The sequence below is a fragment of the Phenylobacterium sp. LjRoot219 genome, assembly GCF_964252995.1.
Lineage (GTDB): Bacteria > Pseudomonadota > Alphaproteobacteria > Caulobacterales > Caulobacteraceae > Phenylobacterium.
Genome location: NZ_CAXUQI020000001.1, coordinates 36,573 through 59,135 on the forward strand (window position 1 = coordinate 36,573; position 22,563 = coordinate 59,135).

General features: G+C 71.0%; 18 protein-coding genes, 1 tRNA gene and 1 pseudogene. 7 read left to right on the plus strand and 13 right to left on the minus strand.

Going from position 1 to position 22,563, the window contains the following annotated elements:
• Positions 1-39 precede the first annotated feature (39 nt).
• Positions 40-1,338, plus strand: a complete 1,299-nt coding sequence (locus tag ACSQ14_RS00185) for an Hsp70 family protein (protein WP_436008530.1) — start codon at positions 40-42, stop codon at positions 1,336-1,338.
• 19 nt (positions 1,339-1,357) lie between these two features.
• Positions 1,358-1,456 (plus strand): annotated as a pseudogene (locus tag ACSQ14_RS00190) (hypothetical protein); the annotation flags it as partial.
• A gap of 2 nt (positions 1,457-1,458) precedes the next feature.
• On the opposite strand, the gene ACSQ14_RS00195 reads toward ACSQ14_RS00190, so the two are convergent.
• The 5 genes from ACSQ14_RS00195 to ACSQ14_RS00215 all read right to left on the minus strand — a co-directional run bounded on the left by ACSQ14_RS00195 (position 1,459) and on the right by ACSQ14_RS00215 (position 9,386).
• Positions 1,459-4,293 (minus strand): M16 family metallopeptidase, encoded by a 2,835-nt coding sequence (locus ACSQ14_RS00195; RefSeq protein WP_436008532.1) that lies wholly within the window; start codon positions 4,291-4,293, stop codon positions 1,459-1,461.
• A gap of 225 nt (positions 4,294-4,518) precedes the next feature.
• A complete protein-coding gene (locus tag ACSQ14_RS00200; protein ID WP_436008534.1) occupies positions 4,519-5,571 on the minus strand; it encodes an acyltransferase family protein in 1,053 nt (350 codons plus the stop codon).
• 77 nt (positions 5,572-5,648) lie between these two features.
• The gene (locus ACSQ14_RS00205; RefSeq protein WP_436008536.1) at positions 5,649-6,623 is read right to left on the minus strand and encodes a small ribosomal subunit Rsm22 family protein; all 975 of its coding nucleotides are present in this window, start codon (positions 6,621-6,623) and stop codon (positions 5,649-5,651) included.
• 15 nt (positions 6,624-6,638) lie between these two features.
• Positions 6,639-8,576, minus strand: a complete 1,938-nt coding sequence (acs, locus tag ACSQ14_RS00210; RefSeq protein ID WP_436008537.1) for an acetate--CoA ligase — start codon at positions 8,574-8,576, stop codon at positions 6,639-6,641.
• Between the two features lie 66 nt (positions 8,577-8,642).
• Entirely contained in the window at positions 8,643-9,386 is a 744-nt protein-coding gene (locus ACSQ14_RS00215) for a sulfotransferase family 2 domain-containing protein (protein WP_436008539.1), read from the minus strand.
• Positions 9,387-9,511: 125 nt separating this feature from the next.
• Here ACSQ14_RS00215 and ACSQ14_RS00220 point away from each other — a divergent pair, with 125 nt between their 5' ends.
• Positions 9,512-10,027, plus strand: a complete 516-nt coding sequence (locus tag ACSQ14_RS00220) for a hypothetical protein (RefSeq protein ID WP_436008541.1) — start codon at positions 9,512-9,514, stop codon at positions 10,025-10,027.
• A 73-nt stretch (positions 10,028-10,100) separates the two neighbouring features.
• On the opposite strand, the gene ACSQ14_RS00225 is transcribed toward ACSQ14_RS00220, so the two are convergent.
• Positions 10,101-12,071 (minus strand): methyl-accepting chemotaxis protein, encoded by a 1,971-nt coding sequence (locus tag ACSQ14_RS00225; protein ID WP_436008543.1) that lies wholly within the window; start codon positions 12,069-12,071, stop codon positions 10,101-10,103.
• A gap of 505 nt (positions 12,072-12,576) precedes the next feature.
• On the opposite strand from ACSQ14_RS00225, the gene ACSQ14_RS00230 reads away from it, so the two are divergent.
• The gene (locus ACSQ14_RS00230; RefSeq protein ID WP_436008545.1) at positions 12,577-13,326 is read left to right on the plus strand and encodes a creatininase family protein; all 750 of its coding nucleotides are present in this window, start codon (positions 12,577-12,579) and stop codon (positions 13,324-13,326) included.
• A gap of 65 nt (positions 13,327-13,391) precedes the next feature.
• Here the strand turns inward: ACSQ14_RS00230 and ACSQ14_RS00235 are convergent, their stop codons facing one another.
• The 5 genes from ACSQ14_RS00235 to tsaD form a co-directional block, all read right to left on the minus strand.
• Positions 13,392-14,483: a cell wall hydrolase gene (locus ACSQ14_RS00235; RefSeq protein WP_436008547.1), complete on the minus strand. Its 1,092-nt coding sequence runs from the start codon at positions 14,481-14,483 to the stop codon at positions 13,392-13,394.
• A 123-nt stretch (positions 14,484-14,606) separates the two neighbouring features.
• Positions 14,607-14,981, minus strand: coding sequence for a Rieske (2Fe-2S) protein (locus ACSQ14_RS00240; protein ID WP_436008549.1), 375 nt, complete (start codon positions 14,979-14,981; stop codon positions 14,607-14,609).
• Positions 14,968-15,249, minus strand: coding sequence for a YciI family protein (locus tag ACSQ14_RS00245; protein ID WP_436008551.1), 282 nt, complete (start codon positions 15,247-15,249; stop codon positions 14,968-14,970). The genes ACSQ14_RS00240 and ACSQ14_RS00245 overlap by 14 nt, the downstream gene beginning before the upstream one ends.
• A gap of 152 nt (positions 15,250-15,401) precedes the next feature.
• A complete protein-coding gene (locus ACSQ14_RS00250; protein ID WP_436008553.1) occupies positions 15,402-16,391 on the minus strand; it encodes an NAD(P)H-dependent glycerol-3-phosphate dehydrogenase in 990 nt (329 codons plus the stop codon).
• Positions 16,388-17,509: a tRNA (adenosine(37)-N6)-threonylcarbamoyltransferase complex transferase subunit TsaD gene (gene tsaD / locus ACSQ14_RS00255; protein WP_436008555.1), complete on the minus strand. Its 1,122-nt coding sequence runs from the start codon at positions 17,507-17,509 to the stop codon at positions 16,388-16,390. Before tsaD ends, ACSQ14_RS00250 begins: the two co-directional genes overlap by 4 nt.
• Before the next feature lie 70 nt (positions 17,510-17,579).
• Here tsaD and hemC point away from each other — a divergent pair, with 70 nt between their 5' ends.
• The 3 genes from hemC (at position 17,580) to ACSQ14_RS00270 (ending at position 19,515) form a co-directional block, all read left to right on the plus strand.
• Positions 17,580-18,533 carry a hydroxymethylbilane synthase gene (hemC, locus tag ACSQ14_RS00260; protein WP_436008557.1) on the plus strand — a complete coding sequence of 318 codons (954 nt, stop codon included), beginning with the start codon at positions 17,580-17,582 and terminating at the stop codon, positions 18,531-18,533.
• A gap of 101 nt (positions 18,534-18,634) precedes the next feature.
• A complete protein-coding gene (locus ACSQ14_RS00265; protein WP_436008559.1) occupies positions 18,635-19,339 on the plus strand; it encodes a uroporphyrinogen-III synthase in 705 nt (234 codons plus the stop codon).
• Positions 19,340-19,439: 100 nt separating this feature from the next.
• A tRNA-Thr gene (locus ACSQ14_RS00270) sits at positions 19,440-19,515 on the plus strand.
• A 136-nt stretch (positions 19,516-19,651) separates the two neighbouring features.
• Here the strand turns inward: ACSQ14_RS00270 and ACSQ14_RS00275 are convergent.
• Positions 19,652-21,928 (minus strand): TonB-dependent receptor, encoded by a 2,277-nt coding sequence (locus tag ACSQ14_RS00275; protein ID WP_436008561.1) that lies wholly within the window; start codon positions 21,926-21,928, stop codon positions 19,652-19,654.
• A 265-nt stretch (positions 21,929-22,193) separates the two neighbouring features.
• Positions 22,194-22,538 carry a PilZ domain-containing protein gene (locus ACSQ14_RS00280; protein WP_436008563.1) on the minus strand — a complete coding sequence of 115 codons (345 nt, stop codon included), beginning with the start codon at positions 22,536-22,538 and terminating at the stop codon, positions 22,194-22,196.
• Positions 22,539-22,563: the final 25 nt, after the last annotated feature.

Genomic DNA, 22,563 nt, shown 5'->3' on the forward strand with positions numbered 1-22,563 from the left:
CCTCCCCCTGAGGGGGATCTTGCGGCATTGGAGCGGCGCATGTCCGACCTCTCCCTCGGCATCGACTTCGGCACGACCAACACCGTGCTGGCGCTGGCCCGGCCGCAAGGCCCTGCGGCGCTGGTGCGGCTGGATGCGCCGGGCGGCGAGGCCAGCGCGTTCCGCTCGGCGCTGGGCTTCCAGCAGCCGCCGGAGCGCCCCAACGAGCGCGCCATCACCGCCGGGCCCTGGGCGATCGAGGCCTACGCCGAGGACCCGCACGACGTCCGCTTCATCCAGTCGTTCAAGACCTTCGCCGCCCAGGCGAGCTTCAGCGAGACCCAGATCCTCGGGAAGCGCTACCGCTTCGAGGACCTGCTGTCGGCCTTCCTGCTGAAGCTGCGCGAGCACGCCGGCGAGGACCTGCCGGCGCTCAAGCGCATCGTCGTCGGCCGCCCGGTGGTGTTCGCCGGCGGCTCGCCCAGCGAGACCCTGGCGCTGGAGCGCTATGAGACCGCCTTCCGCCGGCTCGGCTTCGAGGAGATCCGCTACGCCTACGAGCCGGTCGGCGCGGCCTTCTTTTTCGCCCGCGAGCTGACCGAGGACGCCACCGTGCTGGTCGGCGACTTCGGCGGCGGCACCTCGGACTTCTCGGTCCTGCGCTTCGAGCGTGAGGCCGGCGAGATCCGCGCCCATCCGCTCGGCCGCTCCGGCGTCGGCGTGGCCGGCGACGCCTTCGACTACCGGATCATCGATAACCTGGTCTCCCCCTCGCTCGGCAAGGGCTCGAGCTACGAGAGCTTCGGCAAAGTGCTGCCGATCCCGAACCGCTACTACTCGGCCTTCGCCCGCTGGGACCAGCTCGCCCTGATGCGCGGCAGCCGCGACATGCGCGAGATCCGCGCGCTGGAGAGGGACGCCGTCGAGCCGGAAAAGCTCGGCCGGCTGATCGAGGTGCTCGACGAGAACCTCGGCTACCAGCTCTACCGCGCGATCTCCGAGCTGAAGATCGCCCTGTCGGCCGAGGAGGCGCACGAGTTCCGCTTCGCCGCCGGCTCGATCGACATCGGCCGCGACGTCGCCCGCGCGGAGTTCGAAAGCTGGATCGCGCCGGAGCTGGCGCTGATAGAGCAGGCCGTCGACCGGGCGCTGGCCGAGGCCAACCTCGGACCTGGCGACATCGACCGGGTGTTCCTGACCGGCGGCTCGTCGCTGACCCCGGCCGTGCGCCGCATCTTCCACCGCCGGTTCCCGGCCGAGCGGATCGAGACCGGCGCGGAGCTGGAATCGATCGCCTCGGGCCTGGCGCTGATCGGCCGCGAGCGCGACCTCGACCGCTGGACCCAGGCCGCGGCGTAGGCGCAGCAATTTCCTTCGTCATCCCGGCCGAAGCGTAGCGAAGAGCCGGGACCCAGGGCGGCGCGCACGGCCCCTGGGTCCCGGATCGGCCTTCCAGGCCGTCCGGGATGACGCGCTAGTTCAAGGCTTCCGCAGCGTCGAGCTGTCGAGGTCGAGCTGGGCGGCCGGGATGACCTCCAGGTTCGGCCGCGCGGCCTTCAGCGGGCCCGCGAAGCTCTTGGCGTCGCCGACCACCACCACGCTGGCGTAGGACGGATCCAGCCACTTGCCGGCGAAGCCCTGCACCTCGCCGCCGGTGACCGCTTCGACCTTGGTCGTGTAGACCTTCACCTCGTCGAGCGGCACGCCGTAGAGCGCCAGGTTGCCGAGGATGTCGGCCAGGCCGCCGGTGGTCGCCAGTTCGCGGCCGAAACCGCCGACCAGCGTCGACTTGCGGGCGGTCAGCTCCTCCGGCTTCGGCGGGGCCGCCGCCAGGCCCTTCATCTGTTCGTCGATCAGGCCCAGCACCACCGGGGCGGACTCGTTCTTGGTCTGGGCGCCGGCGCGGAACAGGCCGGTGGTGCGGTTGGCCGAGAACCGCGCCGAGGCGCCGTAGCTGAGGCCGCGCTTGACCCGGATCTCCTGGTTCAGCCGCGCCGAGTAGCCGCCGCCCAGCACCATGTTGGTCACCAGGGCGGTGTAGTAGGCCGGGTCCGAGCGGGCGATCGACGGCTTGGTGACATTGACCGAGGCCTGGCCGGCGCCCGGCAGGTCGATCGCCACGGCGCGGGGCTTTAGAGTCGGCGTGATCGTCGGGGCCGGGGCGAGCGGCGTGGCCGGACGCTTCCAGTCGCCGAAGGTCTGCTCGGCGAAAGCAAAGCCCTGCTCCGCGGTGATGTCGCCGGTCAGCACCAGCACCGCGTTGTCCGGCCGGTACCAGGCGCGGTGGATGGCGCTCAGGTCCGCCGGCTTCAGCCGGCCGATCGAGGCCGGCGTGCCGACCGCGACGTGGCCGAACGGGGTGCCGGCGAACACCACCGGGGCGATCGCGTAGCCGGCGATCGAGCCGGGCTCCTGGTAGGCGACCTGCAGGCCGTCGAGCGCCTGTTGCCGTTGCCGCTCCAACTCCTCGGGCTTGAAGGCCGGGTTGCGCGCGACGTCGGCCATGATCGGCAGGGCGGCGGCGAGCTTGTCGGGCATGACGTTGAGCGTCACTGACGAGGCCTCGAGGCTGGCGCCGGCGTCGAGGTTGGCGCCCAGCGCCTCGACCTGGCGGGCGATCTCCTGCGCCGAGCGGGTGGTGGTGCCCTCGGTCAGCATGCCGGCGGTCATGCCGGTGGCGCCGGCCAGCCCGGCGGGGTCGGCCCAGGCGCCGGTCCTGATGGTCAGGTCGGCGGTGACCAGCGGCAGGTCCGACGAGCGGGCGACGATCACCCGCAGCCCATTGGCCAGCGTCCGCTCCGCCGGGGTCGGCAGCACCGGCTGAACCGGCTTGGCGATCGGCGGCAGCGCCTGGCGCTGGCCCTCCGGCGCCAGGGTCTCGACCGGACCGGTGTATTTGGCCGAGGTCCGCGGCGGGGCGGGCTCCTTCGCCGTGGTCTGGCCCTTCGGCCGGGCGCTCTCCGCCTGGTAGCGGATGGTCATGCGCCGCTCCGGGTCGACGTACTTCTGCGCCACCCGCTGGACGTCGGCGGCGGTCACCGCCTGCAGGTCGGCGAGTTCGGTGTTGGCCTTGGCCGGATCGCCCTGCACCTGCAGCGCGTAGCCCAGCGCGAAGCCGCGGCCGTCGATGGTCTCGCGCTCGCGCAGCTTGCCGGCGACCAGCTCGTTCTTGGCTTCCGCCAGCTCGGCGTCCGACGGCGGGGCGGCGCGCAGCCGCGCGACCTCGGCCAACAGCGCCGCCTCGCCCTTGGCGAGGTCGTGGCCCGAGGCCATCACCGCGCCGACCATGAAGCTGCCCGGCTGCTGCGGCAGGTCGGCGTTCGAGAAGATCTCCGCGGCGATCTGCTGATCGTAGACCAGGCTGTCGTAGAGCCTCGACGACTTGCCGCCGGACAGGATGGCGTCGAGCACCTTCAGCGCCGGCGCGTCGGCGTCGGCCGCCTTCGGCCCCAGCCAGGTGATCGCCACCGCCGGCAACGGCACGTTCGGGCCGTAGCCGTCGAACACGCCCGAGCCGGTGCGCGCCGGCTCGACCGCATCGACGCGGGGGATCGACGTCTTCGGGTTCTTGAGCGCACCGAAATACTGGTCGATCCAGGCGTTGAGCTGCGCCTCGTCGAAGTTGCCGACGACGATCACCGCGGCGTTGTCCGGCCGGTAGTACTGCTGGTGGAAGGCGCGGACGTCGTCGATGGTCGCCGCGTCGAGGTCCTCGATCGAGCCGATGCCCGGCCGGTGATAGGGGTGAACCTTGTAGGTCGCCTCCGGCAGGTAGAGCGAGAACAGCCGGCCGTAGGGCGCGGACAGCACCCGCTGGCGCAGCTCCTCCTTCACCACGTCGCGCTCGGACTTGAAGTTGGCCTCGTCGACGACCAGCGAGCCCATCCGCTCGGCCTCGGCCCATAAGAGCCGCTGCAGGTGGTTGGCCGGCACCACCTCGAAGTAGTTGGTGAAGTCGTCCCAGGTGGAGGCGTTGTTGACCCCGCCGACGTCCTCGGTCAGCCGGTCGAAGCTCTCGGCCGGCAGGTTGCGCGTCGCCTTGAACATCATGTGTTCGAACAGGTGCGCGAAGCCGGAGCGGCCGCTGGGGTCGTCCTTCGAGCCGACGCCGTACCAGACCTGCACCGTCACGTTCGGCGTCGTCCGGTCGAGCGAGCTGAACACCCGCAGGCCGTTCGGCAGGGTGCGCTTGTTGAAGACGATCGGCGGCACGGCGCTGTCGGCGGCCGCAGGCGTCTGCGCCAGCGCCAGGGCCGGAATCGCGGCCGTCGCCAGGACGAGCGCCAGGCCGGCGGCGCGGAAGGTGCGGATCATGAAGGCTTCCCGGAAAGAGCGAGCGTGCGAATGCTTAACACCCGAAGGCGTCCAGGGAAGCTTAAGCCGTTGTCATGAGCAGTAGATCCTCCCCCTCAGGGGGAGGTGGCCGAAGGCCGGAGGGGGTTTCAGCTCAGAAGCTCAGTGTTCGGCGTCATCCGCATCTGAGCGGAAACCCCCTCACCGCCTCCGGCGGAGCTCTCCCTGAGGGGGAGCATCTGAGGCTCAGGCCGCCTGCTTGACCGGCTCGCCGACCGGCGCGGGCTCGGCGGCGAGCAGGTAGGGCCGGCGCAGCCGCATCGCCGGGGTCTCGACCAGCCGCCAGCCGAGCCAGGCGACCGGCAGCATCAGGGCGAACGCGGCGATCGAGGCCAGGAACATCCCGTAGAAGCCCGGCTCCGGCAGCAGCCGCAGCGCCAGGTCCGCGAGGTGGGTCACGACGACGAAGTGCAGGATGTACATCGAGAACGACACCTTGCCGATGAAGGCGAAGGGCCGCGGCAGCGACCAGCGGCCGCCGTCGTACCAGGCGATCAGCAGGGCGAAGCCGAGCGCCTCGACGGTCGGCCACCAGATCCACAGCGGCGAGGCCGCGGTACCCACGTGGCCGCCGGCCAGGTTGAAGCCGTGCAGCGCGACCAGGAAGCCGCCGAAGCCGAGCGCGAACACCGGCAGCGGCACGGGGCGTCCCTGCAGCAGCTTCCAGGCGAAGATGCCGAGCACGAACTGGTCGATGCGGCCAAGCAGGCTGTAGTAGGCGAAGAACTGCAGGTCCGCGCCGCCCTCAAACAGCGCCCAGCGGGCGGCGGCGGCCAGGACGACGATCCCCAGCGCCGCGGCCGGCGCGCGGCGGAAGGCGAACAGCAACGCCGGCAAGAGCAGGTAGAACTGCAGCTCGACCGCCACCGACCAGCAGCCGTTGTCCCAGACCGGCCACACCAGCCCGAGCGGGATTTCAGACCACCGCGCCGGATGCGCCGCATAGGCGAAGGCGAGGCCGACCGCGAGCATCGGCCCCAGCCGCATCGCCCGGGCCTGGACGAAGCGGACGATGTCGATCCGGCGCTCGCCGACGATCTTGGCGAACAGGTAGCCGCTGAGCACCATGAACAGCGAGACGCCGGTGTGCCCCTCCTCGAAGATCGACAGCAGCGACGGCTCGACCGCCGGCACGACCCCGCGGGCGTGGGTGAAATGCCAGGCGAACACCATGAAGGCGGCGACGCCGCGCAGATGGTCCAACCGGTCCCAATACGGCTTGGGCGTGGTTTGCGTCACAGGCTCGGGTTCAGTGGGAGGGGTTGAGGGCGCACAGGTCCGGCCGGCTCGGCCGGAAGAAATCTGAGCGCCGCGAATTAGAGCGCGGGATCGCCCCAGTCGAGGCGCCGCGCGGCGGAGAAGGCCTGTTTATCGCGTTTGGCGACAAAACGCGCCTCCAGACCGCCCGGCGTGCAGAGTTTCAGGTCGATCCCCGGCTTGCCGCTCCGTGGCGGGGCCAGCACCCGGGCGGCGACCGGCGCGCCGAGCCCTGGGCGGGCGGCCAGCAGATAGGCGTAGCGTTCGTCCTCGTAGGGAACCTCGGCGCCCTTGGCGATCCGGTGGTCGCGCGAGCGCGGCAGGCGGACGCTGAAGTGGCACCAGTCCTCGCCGGCCATCGGGCAGGCGCCGTGGTGCGGACAGGGGGCGAGGATCTCGGCGCCGGCGGCGATCAGCGCTTCGCGCGCCGTGCGCAGGCGGGCGAAGCCGGCCGGCGTGCCGGGCTCGATCAGCGCCAGCAGGCCGTCGCAGGCCGCCCACAGGTCGGCGACCACCGCGGCCTGGCGCGCCGGCGCGATCTCGGCCAGCGCGTAGCTGCAGGCGACCAGGTCGGCGCGCGGCCAGTCCGCGCCGCCGGCGGTCAGGTCGCCGCGGCGGGCTTCGGCGACGCGCAGCACGTCCGGACCGTCGGTGGCCAGCCGCGCGGCGATCTCCAGGAACTGCGGGCTGGCGTCGAGCCAGTTGACCGCGCCGAGCTCCGGCCAGGCCTCCAGCGCCGCCCAGCTCGCCGCGGCCGGGCCGGCCCCGGCGTCCAGCAACCGCTGCGGCCGGAACCCCGGCGCGCGCGCGACGGCTTCCTCGAACACCGAGGCGCAGGCGGCGTAGGTCGCCGGCAGCCGGGCCAGTGCATAGGCCAGCGCGTCGTCGGCCTCGCGGATCACCCCGGCCGAGCCCTTCCCGGCGCGATAGGCCAGGGAGGTGCGGGCCGCGCGCTCGGCGAGGCCCTTGCGCGACACCCCTTCGAGCTCCCGCGCGATGGCCGCGCGCAGCGGCGCGGGAAGCTCGACGGACACTGGTCTACCTCAGCTTCAGACCGGCGGCCGGTTCTTCACCAGGTCGTCGACCACCGCCGGATCCGACAAGGTGGAGGTGTCGCCCAGGTTGGCCAGGTCGTTCTCGGCGATCTTGCGCAGGATCCGGCGCATGATCTTGCCCGAGCGGGTCTTCGGCAGGCCCGGCGCGAACTGCACCACGTCGGGGGCGGCGAACGGGCCGATCTCGCGGCGCACCCAGCCCTTCAGCTCGGCTTCGAGGATGTCGGTCGGCTCGATGTCGGCCATCAGCGTCACGTAGCAGTAGATCCCCTGCCCCTTCACCGGATGCGGATAGCCGACCACCGCGGCCTCGGTGACCGCCTCGTGCGCGGCCAGCGCGCTCTCGATCTCGGCGGTGCCGAGCCGGTGGCCGGAGACGTTGATGACGTCGTCGACCCGGCCGGTGATCCAGTAGTAGCCGTCCGCATCACGGCGCGCGCCGTCGCCGGTGAAGTACTTGCCGGGGTAGGTGGTGAAGTAGGTGGTGATGAACCGCTCGTGGTCGCCGTAGACCGTGCGCATCTGGCCCGGCCAGCTGTCGGTGATGCACAGGTTGCCGCTGACCGCGCCGTCCAGCACCTTGCCCTCGCCGTCGACCAGCTGCGGCTTCACGCCCGGCATCGGCTTGGCGCAGGAGCCGGGCTTCAGCGCCATCGCGCCCGGCAGCGGGCTCATCAGACAGGCGCCGGTCTCGGTCTGCCACCAGGTGTCGACGATCGGGCAGCGCTCCTCGCCGACCACCCGGTGGTACCAGAGCCAGGCCTCCGGATTGATCGGCTCGCCGACCGTGCCCAGCAGCCGCAGCGACTTGCGCGAGGTGCGCTTCACCGGCTCCTCGCCTTCGCGCTCCAACGCCCGGATCGCCGTCGGCGCGGTGTAGAAGATCTCGACCTTGTGCTTGTCGACCACCTCCCAGAAGCGCGACGCGGTCGGGTAGTTCGGCACGCCCTCGAAGATCAGGCTGGTCGCGCCGTTCGCCAGCGGCCCGTAGACCACATAGGAGTGGCCGGTGACCCAGCCGATGTCGGCGGTGCACCAGAACACCTCGCCCGGCCGGTAGTCGAACACCGCCTCGTGGGTGTAGGCGGCCCAGGCCAGGTAGCCGCCGGTGGTGTGCAGCACGCCCTTCGGCTTCCCAGTCGAGCCCGAGGTGTAGAGGATGAACAGCGGGTCTTCCGCGTTCATCGGCTCCGGCTCGCACCAGTCCTCGACGGTGGTCTTCAGGTCCGAATAGAACTCGTCGCGGCCGGCGGCCATCGGCACGTCGGCGCGGGTGCGGCGCACGACGATGACATTGCTGACGCCGGGGCAGTCCTGCAGCGCGGCGTCGACGTTGCGCTTGAGGGGCACGGTCTTGCCGCCACGGACGCCCTCGTCGGCGGTGATCACCACCTTGGAGTCGCAGTCCTGGATGCGGCCGGCCAGGCTGTCGGGCGAGAAGCCGCCGAACACCACCGAATGGACCGCGCCGATCCGTGCGCAGGCCAGCATGGCGAAGGCCGCCTGCGGGATCATCGGCAGGTAGATGGTGACCCGGTCGCCCTTCTTGACGCCCTTCGCCTTGAGGACGTTGGCCATCCGGCAGACTTCCGACAGCAGCCGGCCGTAGGTCACCGTCGAGGTGACCTCGGGGTCGTCGCTCTCCCAGATGAAGGCGACGTCGTCCTGGCGCTGCGGCAGGTGGCGATCGATGCAGTTGACCGAGACGTTCAGCTCGCCGTCGGCGAACCAGCGGATGCGGAAGTCGTCGCGATTGAAGGAGACGTCCTTCACCTGGGTGAACGGCTTGCTCCAGGTCAGCCGCTTGGCGAGGTCGCCCCAGTGGCCTTCCGGATCGCTCTCCACCCGGCGGATCGCCGCCTCATAGTCCTCGGCCGTGATCAGCGTCCGCTTGGCCCACTCAGCCGGAACCGGAAACACCTCGTCGCTCATCACGTCCTCCGAACTCGTTGGGGCCAATATGCGTATGGCGGGGCGGCGTGCAATCGCGGGCCGGCCCTACAGCCCCAGCGCGCGACGCCCCAGATCGAGGCGGGCGGTCGCCGCCTCGTAGACCGCGTACTCCAGCGGGAAGGCGCGGGCGTAGGCCGCGCGCAGGTCCGGCAGGTCGAAATCGGGATCGCCGGCGCGGTGCGGTTCGCTGGCGAGGTTCAGGCGCGTTTCAACCTTCGGCGGCTCGCGTCCGAGCACCGCGGCGAACAGCCCCACGGAGTCCGCGTAGCGCTCGGTCACGCCGACCGCCAGGTACTGCGGCCCGAACGCCTCGGCAGGCGCAGCCGGATCGACCGGGTCGGCGAGCTGCGCCAGGAAGGAGAAGGGATCCTCGCCGGTCTCCAGCGCCGCGCGGCGGCGGTCCAGCCAGGCGGCCAGGTCAGGCCGGTCGACGAACGCCGGGACCGCCACGCCGCTGCGGACCTGGAAATGCAGATAGCGCCAGGTGGAGACGAACCGGTCGTAGGGATCGCGCAGCAGGACGATGAACTGGTCGGCCTCGGGGTAGTACTGGCGCACGCCGATATCGCGGAGCCGATTGAAATGGCCGTGCACGCACAGCCCGGGCCCGAGCTTGGCCCGCGGCGGCGCCTCGCCCTGGTCGCCGCGGTAGTGGAAGGCCAGCCGGTCGCGGCCGAACCAGGCTTCGAGGTCGTTGCGGAAGCTGGTGCCGGCGGTCTTCGGCACATGCAGCGAGAACAGCGGCCGGGCGGGATCGTAGCGCTGCGCGCGAAGCTCGCCGCCGGACATCCGCATGTTTCCCTGTCGCATCGTGGTGAAAATCTGGGGACGAATAACGGCCTGGGCGCTTTCGACGCAACCGGCCGTTACGGCTCAGCTTGCCGTCGCCGGCCGGCCTCGCCATGGTCCAGCCAATGGTTCGCAAGCTCTCAGTCGCGGCGGTCGCCGCCTTGGTGGTCATGGCGCAGGGGTGTGCGCGCAAGCCGGAAGCGCGCGCCGAGACCGGGGCCGTCCAGGCGCTGCTGGCCTCCGCCTGGTCCGGCGACACCAGCGGGTTCGAAGCGGTGATCGACCGCACGGCGCTGCGCGCCGACCTGCGCCAGCAGCTCTTGCAGGTCGCCCAGGCCAACATGCTGGCCGTCGAGGGCGGCGCCTCGGACGCGGCGCTGGACCGGATGATCACGCCCTTCGCCTTCCGGCTCGTCGAGGCGCACACCGGCGCGCCGCTGACCCGCGCGCCCAGCCGGGCGCAGACCGCGGCGCTGCTGAAGTCGCTCGGCAAGGACCGCGTCTGCCTGCACGACCAGACGCCGCAACAACTCTGCCTGCTGACCTTCGCCCGGGTGAAGGACGTCTGGCGGCTGGTCGCGATGGCCCCGGCGGGCTTCACGATTCCGGTGACCGAAGAGCCGCAGGGCGAAAACTCCTAAAACGCCGACGCGCGCCCGGCCGCGGAGGCCGGACGCGCGCGGGGATCGCCAGCGTCAGCGGGCGACGCCGGGTTTAGAACTCTTCCCAGTCCGATTGGATGGCCGCGGCGGTCGCCGCGCCGCCGCTGTAGGCGTGGCGCAGGCGCTCGGTCATCCGCCGGGGCTCCGAGGCGCCCGGGCGCGAGGCCGCGGTCGCCGGGGCGGGGGCCCGCGTGGTGGTGCGGGCGGCCGGAGCCGCGTCGCCGACCCGGAACTCGCCGATCAGGCGGCGCAGCTCGGCGGCCTCGCCGCGCAGGGCGTGGCTCGCCGCGGTCGATTGCTCGACCATGGCGGCGTTCTGCTGGGTCACCTGGTCCATCTGGTTGACGGCGCTGTTGACCTCGTTGAGGCCGGTGGCCTGCTCCTGGGCGGAGGAGGCGATCTCCGACACCAGCAGGTCGATCTGCTCGACCTGGGCGACCATCTGCTTCAGCGCCTCGCCGGTCTTGCCGACCAGGTCGACGCCGGCGCCGACCTGCTGGCTGGAGGCCGAGATCAGCGTCTTGATCTCCTTGGCGGCGTCGGCCGAACGCTGGGCCAGCGCGCGGACTTCCGAGGCGACGACCGCGAAGCCCTTGCCGGCCTCGCCGGCGCGGGCGGCCTCGACCCCGGCGTTCAGCGCCAACAGGTTGGTCTGGAAGGCGATCTCGTCGATCACGCCGATGATCTGGCTGATCTGGCCGGCCGACTTCTCGATCTCGCCCATCGCCTGGACGGCCTGGCGAACGACGTCGCCGCCGGTGGCCGCGCTGGTCTTGGTGGTCTGCACCGCGGCGCGGGCGTTCTGCGCGCCTTCGGCCGACTTCTTGACGGTGGCGGTGATCTGGTCGAGCGCCGCGGCGGTCTCTTCCAGGCTTGCCGCCTGCTGCTCGGTGCGGCGCGACAGGTCGTCGGAGGCGCCGGCGATCTCGTCGGCGCTGGAGCCGATCTGCGAGGTGTTGGAGGCGATGACCTGCATCGCTTCCTGCAGCTTCTCGACGGCGGCGTTGAAGTCGCTGCGCAGCTGCTCGTACTCGGGGCTGAAGGGGCTGGAGACGCGATGCGTCAGGTCGCCCTGGCTCAGGCGCGACAGGCCGTCGGCCAGAGCGCGAACCACCTGGGCCTGCTCTTCTTCGGCCTTGGCGCGGTCGCGTTCGACCTGCTCGCGCATGGCCGCCTCGCGGGTCTGGCTTTCTTCCTGCTCCTTGCGCATGGCCGCCAGCCGCTGCTGGTTGTCCTTGAAGACCGCCAGGCCGCGCACGATGGCGCCCAGCTCGTCCTTGCGCTGCAGCTTGTCGGTGTCGACCCCGTGGTCGCCCGCGGCCAGCTTCTCGGTGGCGCCGGCGATGTCGTTGATGCCGCGCTTGACGCCGAGGATGTTGGCGATCGACAGGCCGATCACCGCCAGCAGGGTCGCCAGCGAGGCGCCGAGCACCCACTGACCGACGGTCTTGGCGTCCTCGGCGCTCTTCGCCGCGCTGGCCGCCGCCTCGCCTTGCACGGCCTTGACCGAGTCCTCGAGGTTGCCGGTCATCCGGACGTACTGGTCTTCGAACGGCGCGACGAACGAGGCCGCGGTGTTGAAGTCGACGCTCAGCATCGAGCCGACGACGTCGATGCCGGCGCGGTACTCGGTGAGGTCCTTGATGATCTTGTTGAAGTTGCCCTGCTGCGAGGCCGGGAGGTCCGCCTTCAGCTTGGTGAGGTCGGTCTTGATCCCGTCCACCTCGGCGATCAGCGCCTGCACCTTCTCGGCCGAGCCGGCGGCCGCGCCGCCCGTGCTCTGCGCCTGCTGGGTGAGCAGCTGATAGATCTGCAGGTGCGCCGCGGTGATCCGCTTCGAGATGGCGGCGAGCTTGAGCGTCGCGCTCATGTCGTGCTGGACGACGCGGTCGAGCGCACGGCCCTGCAGCTGTTGGGTGTAGAACCCGCCGGCGGACACCGCGGCGAGGACGACGACGGCGAACGCCGGGGCGAGCGCCATCTTCACCACGAGTGACAGGTCGGCGAAGCGGAGCGATTTCATCTCGGTCTCCAGGTAACAAACGTCTTCGCCACGCAGCGAGGACGCGTAGGTTCCTCCCCCATTCTGGGGCTCTGTTATGAGCCACTTGGCGTGGAACCTATAAATTGATGATTAATGGCGCAGCTTGTCTAAGCAACGTGCCGACTGATCTCGCATCGACTACCGCACGCTTGCGGCGCTACTATGAGTAGTCATACAGATATGACTTCGTATGACCTCAAATTCAGCGTCGTAGTCTAAGAGATCAGGCGCCGACGCGCGCCTCCGGACACAGAATCGCCGCAGAACTGACGCCGCAGGGTCGCTGCACCGTGAGCAGATGCTTGGCGCTACCGCGGCCATACCGAAGACCTGCACCAGTCTTCACCACCGCCAGCCGGCCTCTGCCGGCGGCTTCAGCCTCGGCGGGATTTTTCGCCGCCGCCGGCCCGGGCGCGGCGCGATGGCCCCTTAACCGTCCTGGCCGAACGGACTATGCCAACCGGATCTGGGACAGGACCTCGCGATGCTGCTGCACAAATCGACCTGGATCGAGATCGAAGCCTATCTGGCGCGGAGCAAGACGGTGATCATCCCGATCGGCTCCAACGAACAGCACGGGCCGACCGGCCTGCTCGGCACCGACTGGATGTGCCCGGAGATCATCGCCCACAAGGCGCAGACGTCCGCCGACCTGCTGGTCGCGCCGACCTTCAACATCGGCATGGCGCAGCACCATCTGGGCTTTCCCGGCACCATCGCGCTCCGGCCCTCGACCTTCATGGCGGCGATCGGCGACTGGTGCCTCAGCCTCGCCGGCCACGGCTTCGAGAAGCTGTATTTCCTCAACGGCCACGGCGGCAACGTCGCCACCATCGAGGCGGCTTTCTCCGAGCTTTACGCCGAGGCCAGCTTCGCCGGCCGGCCGCGCGGCTTCGCCTGCAAGCTGATGAACTGGTGGGACCTCAAGGGGGTGATGCGGGTGGCCCAGAAGCAGTTCCCGGAAGGCCATGGCAGCCACGCCACGCCGTCGGAGATCGCCATCACCCAGTGGGCCTATCCCGACGCCATCAAGTCCGCCGACTATACGCCGAAGATCGCGCCGACCGGGCCGATCCGCGAGGCGCTGGACTTCCGCGCCCGCTATGCCGACGGCCGGATGGGCTCCGACCCGGCCCAGGCCTCGCCCGAGAAGGGCGGCGAACTGGTCGCCGCCGCGGCGAGCGCGCTGATCGAGGACGTCGCCCGCTTCGCCGCCGAGCCGGCGGTGCGCTGAGGCCGTAGAACGTTTGTCATCCCAGACGGCCCGAAGGGCCGATCCGGGATGACGGAGAGCTTAGGTCAAAACCCGCCCGGCATCGCCACGCGCGGCGCGCTCTTCTGGCGCGGCCGACCTTGCCAGTCGAGCTCCTCGGCCTGCAGCAGGGCGCCGGCATCGGCGGCGACCGAGCTGGCGGTGACCAGCTGTTCCTCAGCGGCCGCGACCACCGCCTCGGCGGCGGCCTTCGGCGCCGGCGCGGCCTCGACCACGGCGACTTCCTGCGGCGCGGCTTCGGCGCTGGCCGGCGCGGCGTCGAGCGCCAGCCGGGCCTGGCCCTGGGCCAGGCTGTCGAGGGTGGCGATCTGCAAGCCGTTCGCCTCGCCGCCGGCGTAGCGGCCGCCGAAGGCCGGCGGCCGGCCGAGCCCGCCGGTCCAGCGGTAGAAGATGTGCTGGCCGATCACCGCCACCTTCACCAGGCTCGGGCTCCAGTACGGCGCGACGTAGGCGGCGTGATAGTGGGTGGCGTTGCCGACCTGCTTCATCACCTGGCCGTTCAGCGCGGCTGCGGCGACCTTGCGGGCGCGCGCCCAGCCTTCTTCCGTCGGCTTGCGCGCCAGCGCGCCGTCGCAGGTGAAGGTGAACTGGCAGCCGGTGGCGCGTTCCGAACCCTGGAAGACGACGCCGCAGACGGTCTTCGGGAACAGCGGGTTGCGCAGCCGGTTGAGCACCACCTGGGCCACCGCACGCTGGCCGTCGGCGCTCTCGTAGGCGGCCTCGTAATAGATGGCGGCGGTCATGCAATCGAGCGCGCGGGCCTCGTCGAGCACGCCCTCGGCCGCCAGCTTGAACGGCTTGGCCGCCGGGTTCGGCGACGTCGAGATCGGGTTGGACGCGTTCCACAGCCGCGCCTGCTCCGGCGACAGGTCCTGCAGGCTGATCAGCCCGGCGTCAGCCTGGGCCGGCGTGGTCGCGGTCGCCCGGGTGATCGTCCCCGGCGTCACGGTCGGCCGCAGGGTCGCGGCGCGGACGTCGTCGAGGCGCGCATAGGCCGGCCAGGCGCTGGCCGAGGCGATGACGAGCCCGACGCAAAGCGCCGCCACCACGCCCAGCTGCGCGCCGGCGACGTGCACGGCGTGGTGCCGCTTCAGATGATCGCGAAGACGGAAGAACACTCTCTGGTCCAGCCCCAGTTCCAGGAAGCGTCCCAGTAATTGAACAGTGCGCGCAAAAGCGAGTCTTTATTTTAAGACATCCTTAACCGCGTCGGAGGCGCCTCAAGGCCGGCATCGCGTTGCTCAGGCCGTGAACAGATCATTCCCGCGCAGCTCGATCGGCCACGGCAAAAGCCGGTCGCCGGCGCAGGGGCCGGCGAGACAGGCGCCGTCCGCCAGGGCGAACAGCGCCCCGTGACCGGCGCACAGGATGTGCTCGCCGGTGCGGGTCAGGTACCGCTCGTCCAGCGCCCCGAGCGGCCAGCCGGCGTGCGGACAGCTATCGACATAGCCGGCCAACAGCGCGCCGCGGCGGACCACGAAGCCGGCGAACAGCGCGCCGTCCTGGCGGAAACGGAAGCCCCTGGCCCCGGGATCGGCGAGCTCGTCCAGCGCGCAGAGCCGCACGCCCGCGACCGGCCGGGCCGGGTTGGACTGGGCCGGGCTAGAGGCTGCCAAGGGTGAGTTTGAACGGCCGCACGTCGACGCTTTGGAACACCCCGGCGGCGGCGTAGGGGTCGGCCGCGGCGAACGCCTTGGCGGCGGCGAAGTCATCGGCCTCGATGATCAGCATCGAGCCGACCATCTCGCCGGCCTCGTCGAGGAACGGCCCGCCGACCTTGCAGGCGCCGGAGCCGCGGACGTAGGCGATGTGCGCCTCACGCGCGCCCAGGCGCTGCTCCAGCGCGTTCGGCTTGTCGATGCAGGTCAGGACGAAGAGCGGCATGCAGCTTCCTTAGGTTTTGGCGTTGGAGCCCGGGTCATCCCATGAACCGCTCAGCCCGGCGAAGGCCGAGATCCAGGTGAAACCCACGAAAGGCTCAGGCTGAATCCGAGTACCGGCCTTCGCCGGTACGAGCGGGGATTTGAAGCGGCTCACTAGCGCTCGTCGCGCAGCGGGCGCGACAGCAGGTCCCCGATGGCCGCGTCGACCTCGGCTTCGCCGGCCAGGATGGCGGCGACGGCCTGGCAGATCGGCATCTCCACGCCCAGCCGGGCGGCGAGCTCGCGCACCGCCGGCGCCGAGGCGACGCCTTCGGCCACCGACAGCTTGCCGTCCAGCGCCTGGGCCAGCGTCTGGCCGCGGCCGAGCGCCATGCCGACGCTCATGTTGCGTGACTGCGGGCTGGAGCAGGTCAGAACCAGGTCGCCGAGGCCGCACAGGCCGGCGACCGTCTCGGCCTCCGCGCCCAGCGCCACCGCCAGCCGGGTCATCTCCGCGAAGCCGCGGGTGATCAGCGCGGCGTGCGCGCTGCGGCCGAGCTCGCGGCCCTCGACGACGCCGCAGGCGATCGCCAGCACGTTCTTCACCGCCCCGCCGGCCTCGGCCCCGACCATGTCCTGGGCCAGGTAGGGCCGGAACGTCGGGGTGGCGAGCGCCTGGGCCAACCGCCGGCCGAGCTCCTCGTCGGGGCAGGCCAGGGTGACCGCGGTCGGCAGGCCGCGCGCCACCTCGCCGGCGAAGCTCGGGCCCGAGAGCACCGCCGGCGCGGCGGCCGGGATCGTCTCGGCCAGCACCTCGGTCATCAGCTTCAGCGAGCCCTGCTCGACGCCCTTGGCGCACAGCACTACCGGCAGACCGGCGGCGACGTGCGGGGCCATACCCTGCAGGGTGGACCGCAGGTGCTGCGCCGGCGCTACCGCCAGGATCAGCTCGGCCCGCGCCAGGTCGACGAAGTCGTGGGTCGCGTGGATCGCCGGATCCAGCGCCACCCCGGGCAGGAACAGGGCGTTCTCGTGCGCGGCGTTGACGCCGTCGACCACGTCGCGCTCACGCGCCCAGAGCACGGTCTCCAGACCTGCGCGTGCGCAGACCTGGGCGAGCGCCGTCCCCCAGGCGCCGCCGCCGACGACTCCTGCGCGCTTCATGCTTTCGCTCCCTTACGTCCGGGCTGATGGGTTGGATTGGCCGCCGCCGCCGCCGCGTCCAGCGGCCAGCGGGGCCGGGCCGGGGCGTCCAGCGGATCGGCCTGGCCGAGCGCCAGCCGCTCGGCCCCGGCCAGCGCGATCATCGCGGCGTTGTCGGTGCAGTAGGCCAGCGGCGGGGCGGTGAAGCTGAACCCGCGCTTGGCGGCCGCCGCCTCGAGGGTCGCGCGCACCGTCTTGTTGGCCGCCACCCCGCCGGCGACCACGAAGCGCAGGCCGGCGCCGTCGTGCTCCTGGGCGTAGGCGGCCATCGCCCGGTCGCTGCGCTCCGCCAGCTGCGTGGCGATGGCGGCCTGGACGCAGGCGGCGAGGTCACGCCGGTCGGACTCGGTGGTCAGACCTTCGGCCAGCCGCGCCGCGGCGGTCTTCAGGCCGGAGAAGGAGAAGTCGCAGTCCTTGCGCCCCAGCAGCATGCGCGGCAGCACGAACTGCTCGGGACGCCCGCCCTGCGCCAGCTTCTCCAGCGCCGGGCCGCCGGGATAGGGCAGGCCCAGGGTCTTGGCGATCTTGTCGAACGCCTCGCCGGCGGCGTCGTCGATGGTCGAGCCGAGCCGGCGGCAGGCCCCGACGCCGTCGACCGACAGCAGCTGGCAGTGCCCGCCGGAGACCAGCAGCAGCAGAAAGGGATAGGGCAGGTGCGCGGCCAGCCGCGCCGAGACCGCGTGGCCCTCGAGGTGATTGACCGCGATCAGCGGCAGGCCGCGGGCCAGCGCCACCGCCTTGCCGAACGACAGGCCGACCATCACCCCGCCGACCAGGCCGGGCCCGGCGGTGGCGGCCACCCCGGTCAGCTGGTCGTAGCCGAGCCCGGCGTCGCTCAGCGCCTGGGCGGCGATCGCGTCGACGTTCTCGACATGGGCGCGGGCGGCGATCTCCGGCACCACCCCGCCATAGGGCGCGTGGTCGGCGATCTGGCTGGCGACGACGGACGACAGCACCTCGGCCTCACCGGCCGCGTTCAGCCGCACCACGGCCGCGGCGGTCTCGTCGCAGCTGGTCTCCAGACCGAGGACGGTCTGGACCTGTTCAGGCGGGCCGGGATCGGTGCGCGCAGGGCTCATTGGTTGCCGGGGACGGTCTGCTCCTGTAGCAGGCCTTCAGTTGTCAGCGCTTCGAGGTAGACCGCCCGCCGTGCCCACGCAACCGCTCGTCCGGATCGGCGCCCGCGGCTCCAAGCTGTCGCGCGCCCAGTCCGGCCAGATGCAACGCCGCATCGCCGCCGCGCTCGGTGTCCCGCCGGAGCAGGCTGAGGCCGCCTGCCCGCTGGTCATCATCACCACCACCGGCGACCGGGTGCAGGACCGCCGTCTCATGGACATCGGCGGCAAGGGCCTGTTCACCAAGGAGATCGAGGAGGCGCTGCTCGACGGCCGCATCGACTGCGCGGTGCACTCGATGAAGGACATGCCGGCGCACCTGCCGCCCGGCCTGTGCATCGGCGCCGTGCCCGAGCGCGAGGATCCGCGCGACGCCTTCCTCAGCCTCAAGGCCGAGCGGCTGGAGGACCTGGCCCAGGGCGCCAAGCTCGGCACCGCCAGCCTGCGGCGGCAGGCGCAGTCGCTGCACCACCGCCCCGACCTTGACGTCGAGATGCTGCGCGGCAACGTCGACACCCGGATCGCCAAGATGGAAGCCGGCGAGGTCGACGCCATCCTGCTGGCCTACGCCGGCTTGCGGCGGCTGGGCCTCGGCCACCTGCCGAAGAGCCTGATCGATCCGATCGAACGCCCGCCGGCCCCCGGCCAGGGCGCGCTGGCGATCGAGACCCGCGAGACCGACCGCGACCTGCCCTGGGTGCGGGCGATCCGCCACCAGCCGACGGTGATCGCCGTCGCCGCCGAGCGCGGCGCGCTGACCGCGCTCGAGGCCTCCTGCAAGACCGCGATCGGGGCCCACGCCTGGTTCGACGGCGGCGTGCTGAAGCTGGTGGTCGAGGCGCTGTCCTCGGACGGGCGGCAGCGATTCCGGCATGTCGGCGAAACCGACGTCACGCAACTTGCGGAGCCGGAAACCTCGGCGCACGATCTCGGTCTCTCGCTGGGGCTGGCCGTCAAGGAAGCTGCGGGCGACGCGATCGGCCGCTGAGCGCCGGCCGCGCCGCGCGGTTCGCGTCTCGGGTGGTCAAATTCCGCCAGCACACTCTATTGGTGTCCAAAGCTTAAGGTTCGCTGCCTTACTCACCGTTGATGTCCGGCCGACGAAAGAAGATCTGGATCACCCGCGCCCAGCCCGGGGCCAGCGCCACCGCCGAGCGGGTGCGCGGCATGGGCCATGAGGCGCTGGTCGCGCCGTTGCTGGCGGTGCACCACCTCGACGACGTGACGATCGACCTGGCCGGCGTCGCGGCGCTGGCCTTCACCTCGGCCAACGGCGTGCGCGCCTTCGCCGAGCGCAGCGGCGACCGCGGGCTGAAGGCCTTCTGCGTCGGCGCCGCCACCGCCCAGGCCGCCCGCGCCGCCGGCTTCCATTCGGTTCTCTCCACCGACGGCGACGTCGCCTCGCTGGCCCACGGCATCGCCGCGCGGCGCGGCGAGCTGAAGGGGGCGGTGCTGCACGCCGGCGCCGCCGAGCTCGCCGGCGACCTGACTGGCGCACTGGCCGAGAAGGGCGTCGAGACCCGCCGCCTGGTGCTCTACGAGACCCGGCCGGTGACGCTGGACGAGGCGCAGCTCAAGCCGCTGCTGCGCGCCGACGTCGTGCTGCTGCACTCGCCGCGCGCCGCCCAGGCGCTGGCGCCGATCCTGCGCAAGCACCCGGCGCCGGAGATGTGCGCCTTCGGCCTGTCGAAAGCGGTGCTCAAGCCGCTGGTCCGGGTGAAGCTCGCCGCCAAGCTCGCCCCGCCCTACCCGCTCGAAGCCGCGCTGCTGCAGCTGATCGAAAAGCCTCTCTGAGCATTGCGGCGCCGCTGACGCTTGGCGAGCGGCCGAAGACCCGCTAAATAGCGGCCTCCTTCGCCCGGCCGGGTTCCAGATTCGGCCGCGGACGGTCAGGGCCGCCATAGCTCAGCCGGTAGAGCGGCGCATTCGTAATGCGTAGGTCGGGTGTTCGAGTCACCCTGGCGGCACCATTTTTTCCCTTCAGTTTCAGCACTTCACCACGCCCGGCGCCGGCACGCGCGTGTGCGGCGATCGCGGCCGCGCATGCAAAAAGGGCCCCCGCCGACGGCGGGAGCCCCTCCAGGTCGGTCGTGACCTAAGTCCGGCTTAGAAGTCGACCTTCAGGTTGACCCCGTAGGTCCGCGGCGCGCCCATCGCGGTGGTGACGCCGGTGCCGGTGGTGATCTTCTGAACCGCGTAATCCTCGTCGGTGAGGTTGTTGACCCAGAACTCGATGCCGTAGCGGTCGGTCGGCCGGTACTCGACCGACGCATTGACCAGGCTGAAGGCGCCCTGGTTCATGATGTTGTCGGGCTCGAACACATAGCCGTCATTGTAGCTGTAGAGCAGCGAGAACCGCACATTGCCCTCGTCGCCCACCGCCAGGTTGTAGGTGGTGCCGAGACTGGCGCTGAACTCCGGAGCCATCGGCATGCGGTTGCCCGAAGCGTCGCCGAGGCAGGTGGTGAAGCCGCCGGTGCGCACGCCCGCGCCCAGCACGCCGGGGTTGGCGGTGCCGACCAGCGCCGCCGGGCAGGTCGCCGGGTTCGGATAGGCGATCGGCGCCTGCACCGGCGCGCCGGGACCGCCGAACTTGTCGAACCGGGAGTCCAGCACGGTGAAGCCGCCGAACACCCGCCAGTCGCGGGTCAGGGCGCCTTCGAACTCCAGGTCGAAGCCGTCGACCTTCACGGTCGCGGCGTTCAGCAGCACCGACGAGCCGGGGGTCGCCACCGCCGCCGAGCGGACCTGATAGTCGTCGATGTCGTAGTGGTAGGCCGCCAGGTTCAGGCGCAGCCGGCGGTCGAAGAACTCCGACTTCAGGCCGACTTCGTAGGCCATGATGAACTGCGGATCGACCGGCGCGTTGAGCGGCGCCTGCAGGCTGAAGGAGCCGGCCTTGAAGCCGCGGTTCACCGAGGCGTAGACGTTGATGTCGTCGGTGATGTCCTGGCGCAGGGCGACCCGATAGGTGAACTCGTCATAGCTCAGCTTGGGGTCGGGGTTGACGCTCGGGCGGCCGATCACGCCGGCCAGGGTGACCGGCGTCTGGGCGCCATTGAACTTGCGTCGGTCGGACGTGTAGCGCAGACCGGCGGTGAGCCGGGTCGATTCCGTGATCGCGTAGGTCGCCTCGCCGAACGCGGCGTAGGAATTGGTGGTCAGGTCGGAGTTGATGTTGAAGCCCTGCAGGCTGGCCGGAGCGAAGGCCAGGCCGCGCTGCTGCTGGTCGTTCTCGGCTTCCGAGCGCAGGTAGAACAACCCCGCCTGCCAGGCCAGCGGGTCGGTTGAGTTGGACGCGAGGCGGAATTCCTGCTGGAAGGTCTTGTTCCTCGAGACGTAGTCGATGTTGACCAGGTTCAGCTGGGCGCCGTCGACGTCGAAGTCCGAGTGGTTACGGGTCCGGCGCATCGCCGAGATGCTAGTGAAGGTGGCGAAGTCGAGGTCCGCCTCGGCGGTGAAGGACAGGCCCCAGATTTTCAACCGGGTCATCGCCGGCATGTTCGAGGTGGTGTCGAAGCCGCCCGGGCCGCGGGTGCCGCCGGTGCCGACGACTCCGTCCTCCAGTCGCCAGGCGATCGCCAGGTTGTCGTCGCTCTTGAAAAAGTCGCCGGCGAGGGTGAGCTTCAGGCGGTCAGCGGGCCGGACGACGACCTTCGAGCGGGCGCCCCAGAACTCCTGGATGTGGATGTCTTCGTTGCGGGTGAGGTTGCGGCCCCAGCCGTCGCCCTGGTCCGAACTGGTCAGCGCCAGGTCGGCGCTGATCATATCGTTCACCGGACCAGCGATGTAGAGCTTGCTCGAGAGGGTGTCGTAGTTGGCGTAGCCGACTTGGCCGCGCAACACGAACTCCTGGCCCGGCTCCTCGGTGATGATGTGGATCAGGCCGCCGGTGGCGTTACGGCCGAACAGCGTGCCCTGCGGGCCCTTCAGCACCTCGATCCGCGAGATGTTGTTGAAGTTGTTGATCGTCTGGCTCAGGTCGCCGAGGTAGACGTTGTCGACGTAGACGGCGTTGGCCCCTTCCTCGCCAGCGGCGGCATTTGTTGTGCCGACGCCCCGGACGAAGAACAGGCCGCTGGGGCCCGAGCGGGTCATCTGCACGCTGGGGACGATCTGCGGCAGGGCGTTGGTCGCCTCGATGCCGACTTCGGACAGGGTGTTGGCGGTGACCGCGGACACAGCGATCGGCACTTCCTGCAGGTTTTCAGCGCGGCGCTGGGCGGTGACGACGATCTCGTCGAGCTGAGCGGCGCCCTGGCCCTGCGGCTGGGCCGCGGCGGCCTGGGCGCTGGCCTGGGTCGGCGCGACAAGGCTCGCGGCCAGGGCCAGTACGGCGGCGCCGCTCAACATGCGCGCGCGCGAAATCGGAGTGCTCTTCACAGTTCTCTCTCCCCTCAGGTTCAAGGCGGGGCTGTGAAAGCGGCCCTCGAGTTCCCTTGAACGTCTTGCAAACCCGCACATTGGGCGGCGGGCGATTTTGGCGGCGGAGTGTCGCGAGGGATGCAGCCACGGTCAAGCCGTGGTCGTGACAAGTCTGAAATATGGCGCAGACCGGCGCCTGGGTTCGCGCGCCCAGTCAAGGCGCAGGCGCGACGGCCCGGCGTCCTGACGCCGGCCCGATGCTTGTATGCGGGCTAACGCAGGCTCAGGCGTACAGCGCCCGCCACTCCGCGGCCATCCGGTCCAGCGGCGCGGTGGTGCAGGCGTCGAGCGGATAGCCTTCCTGGAAGGCGATGCCCGCGGCCCCGCCGCGCTGCCACTTCAGCACCGCCAGATAGATCGCCGGCTCGTTCTTGTGCGCGAAGTAGAGCCGCCGCGGCAGTTCGTAGGCGGCCGGGATCTCGATGCGGGCGCCGCCGACGCTCAGGTCGCGCAGGGTGCAGTCGGCCCACATCGCGCCCTGGGCGCCGTACCAGGCCCGGCCGGCGCAATTGGTCGGCAGCCGCGGGTGCTGGCGGCGTTCGTGGGCAGACGGGGCGCGATCGGTCATGGCGAAAGCCCTAGGGGTAAAACGT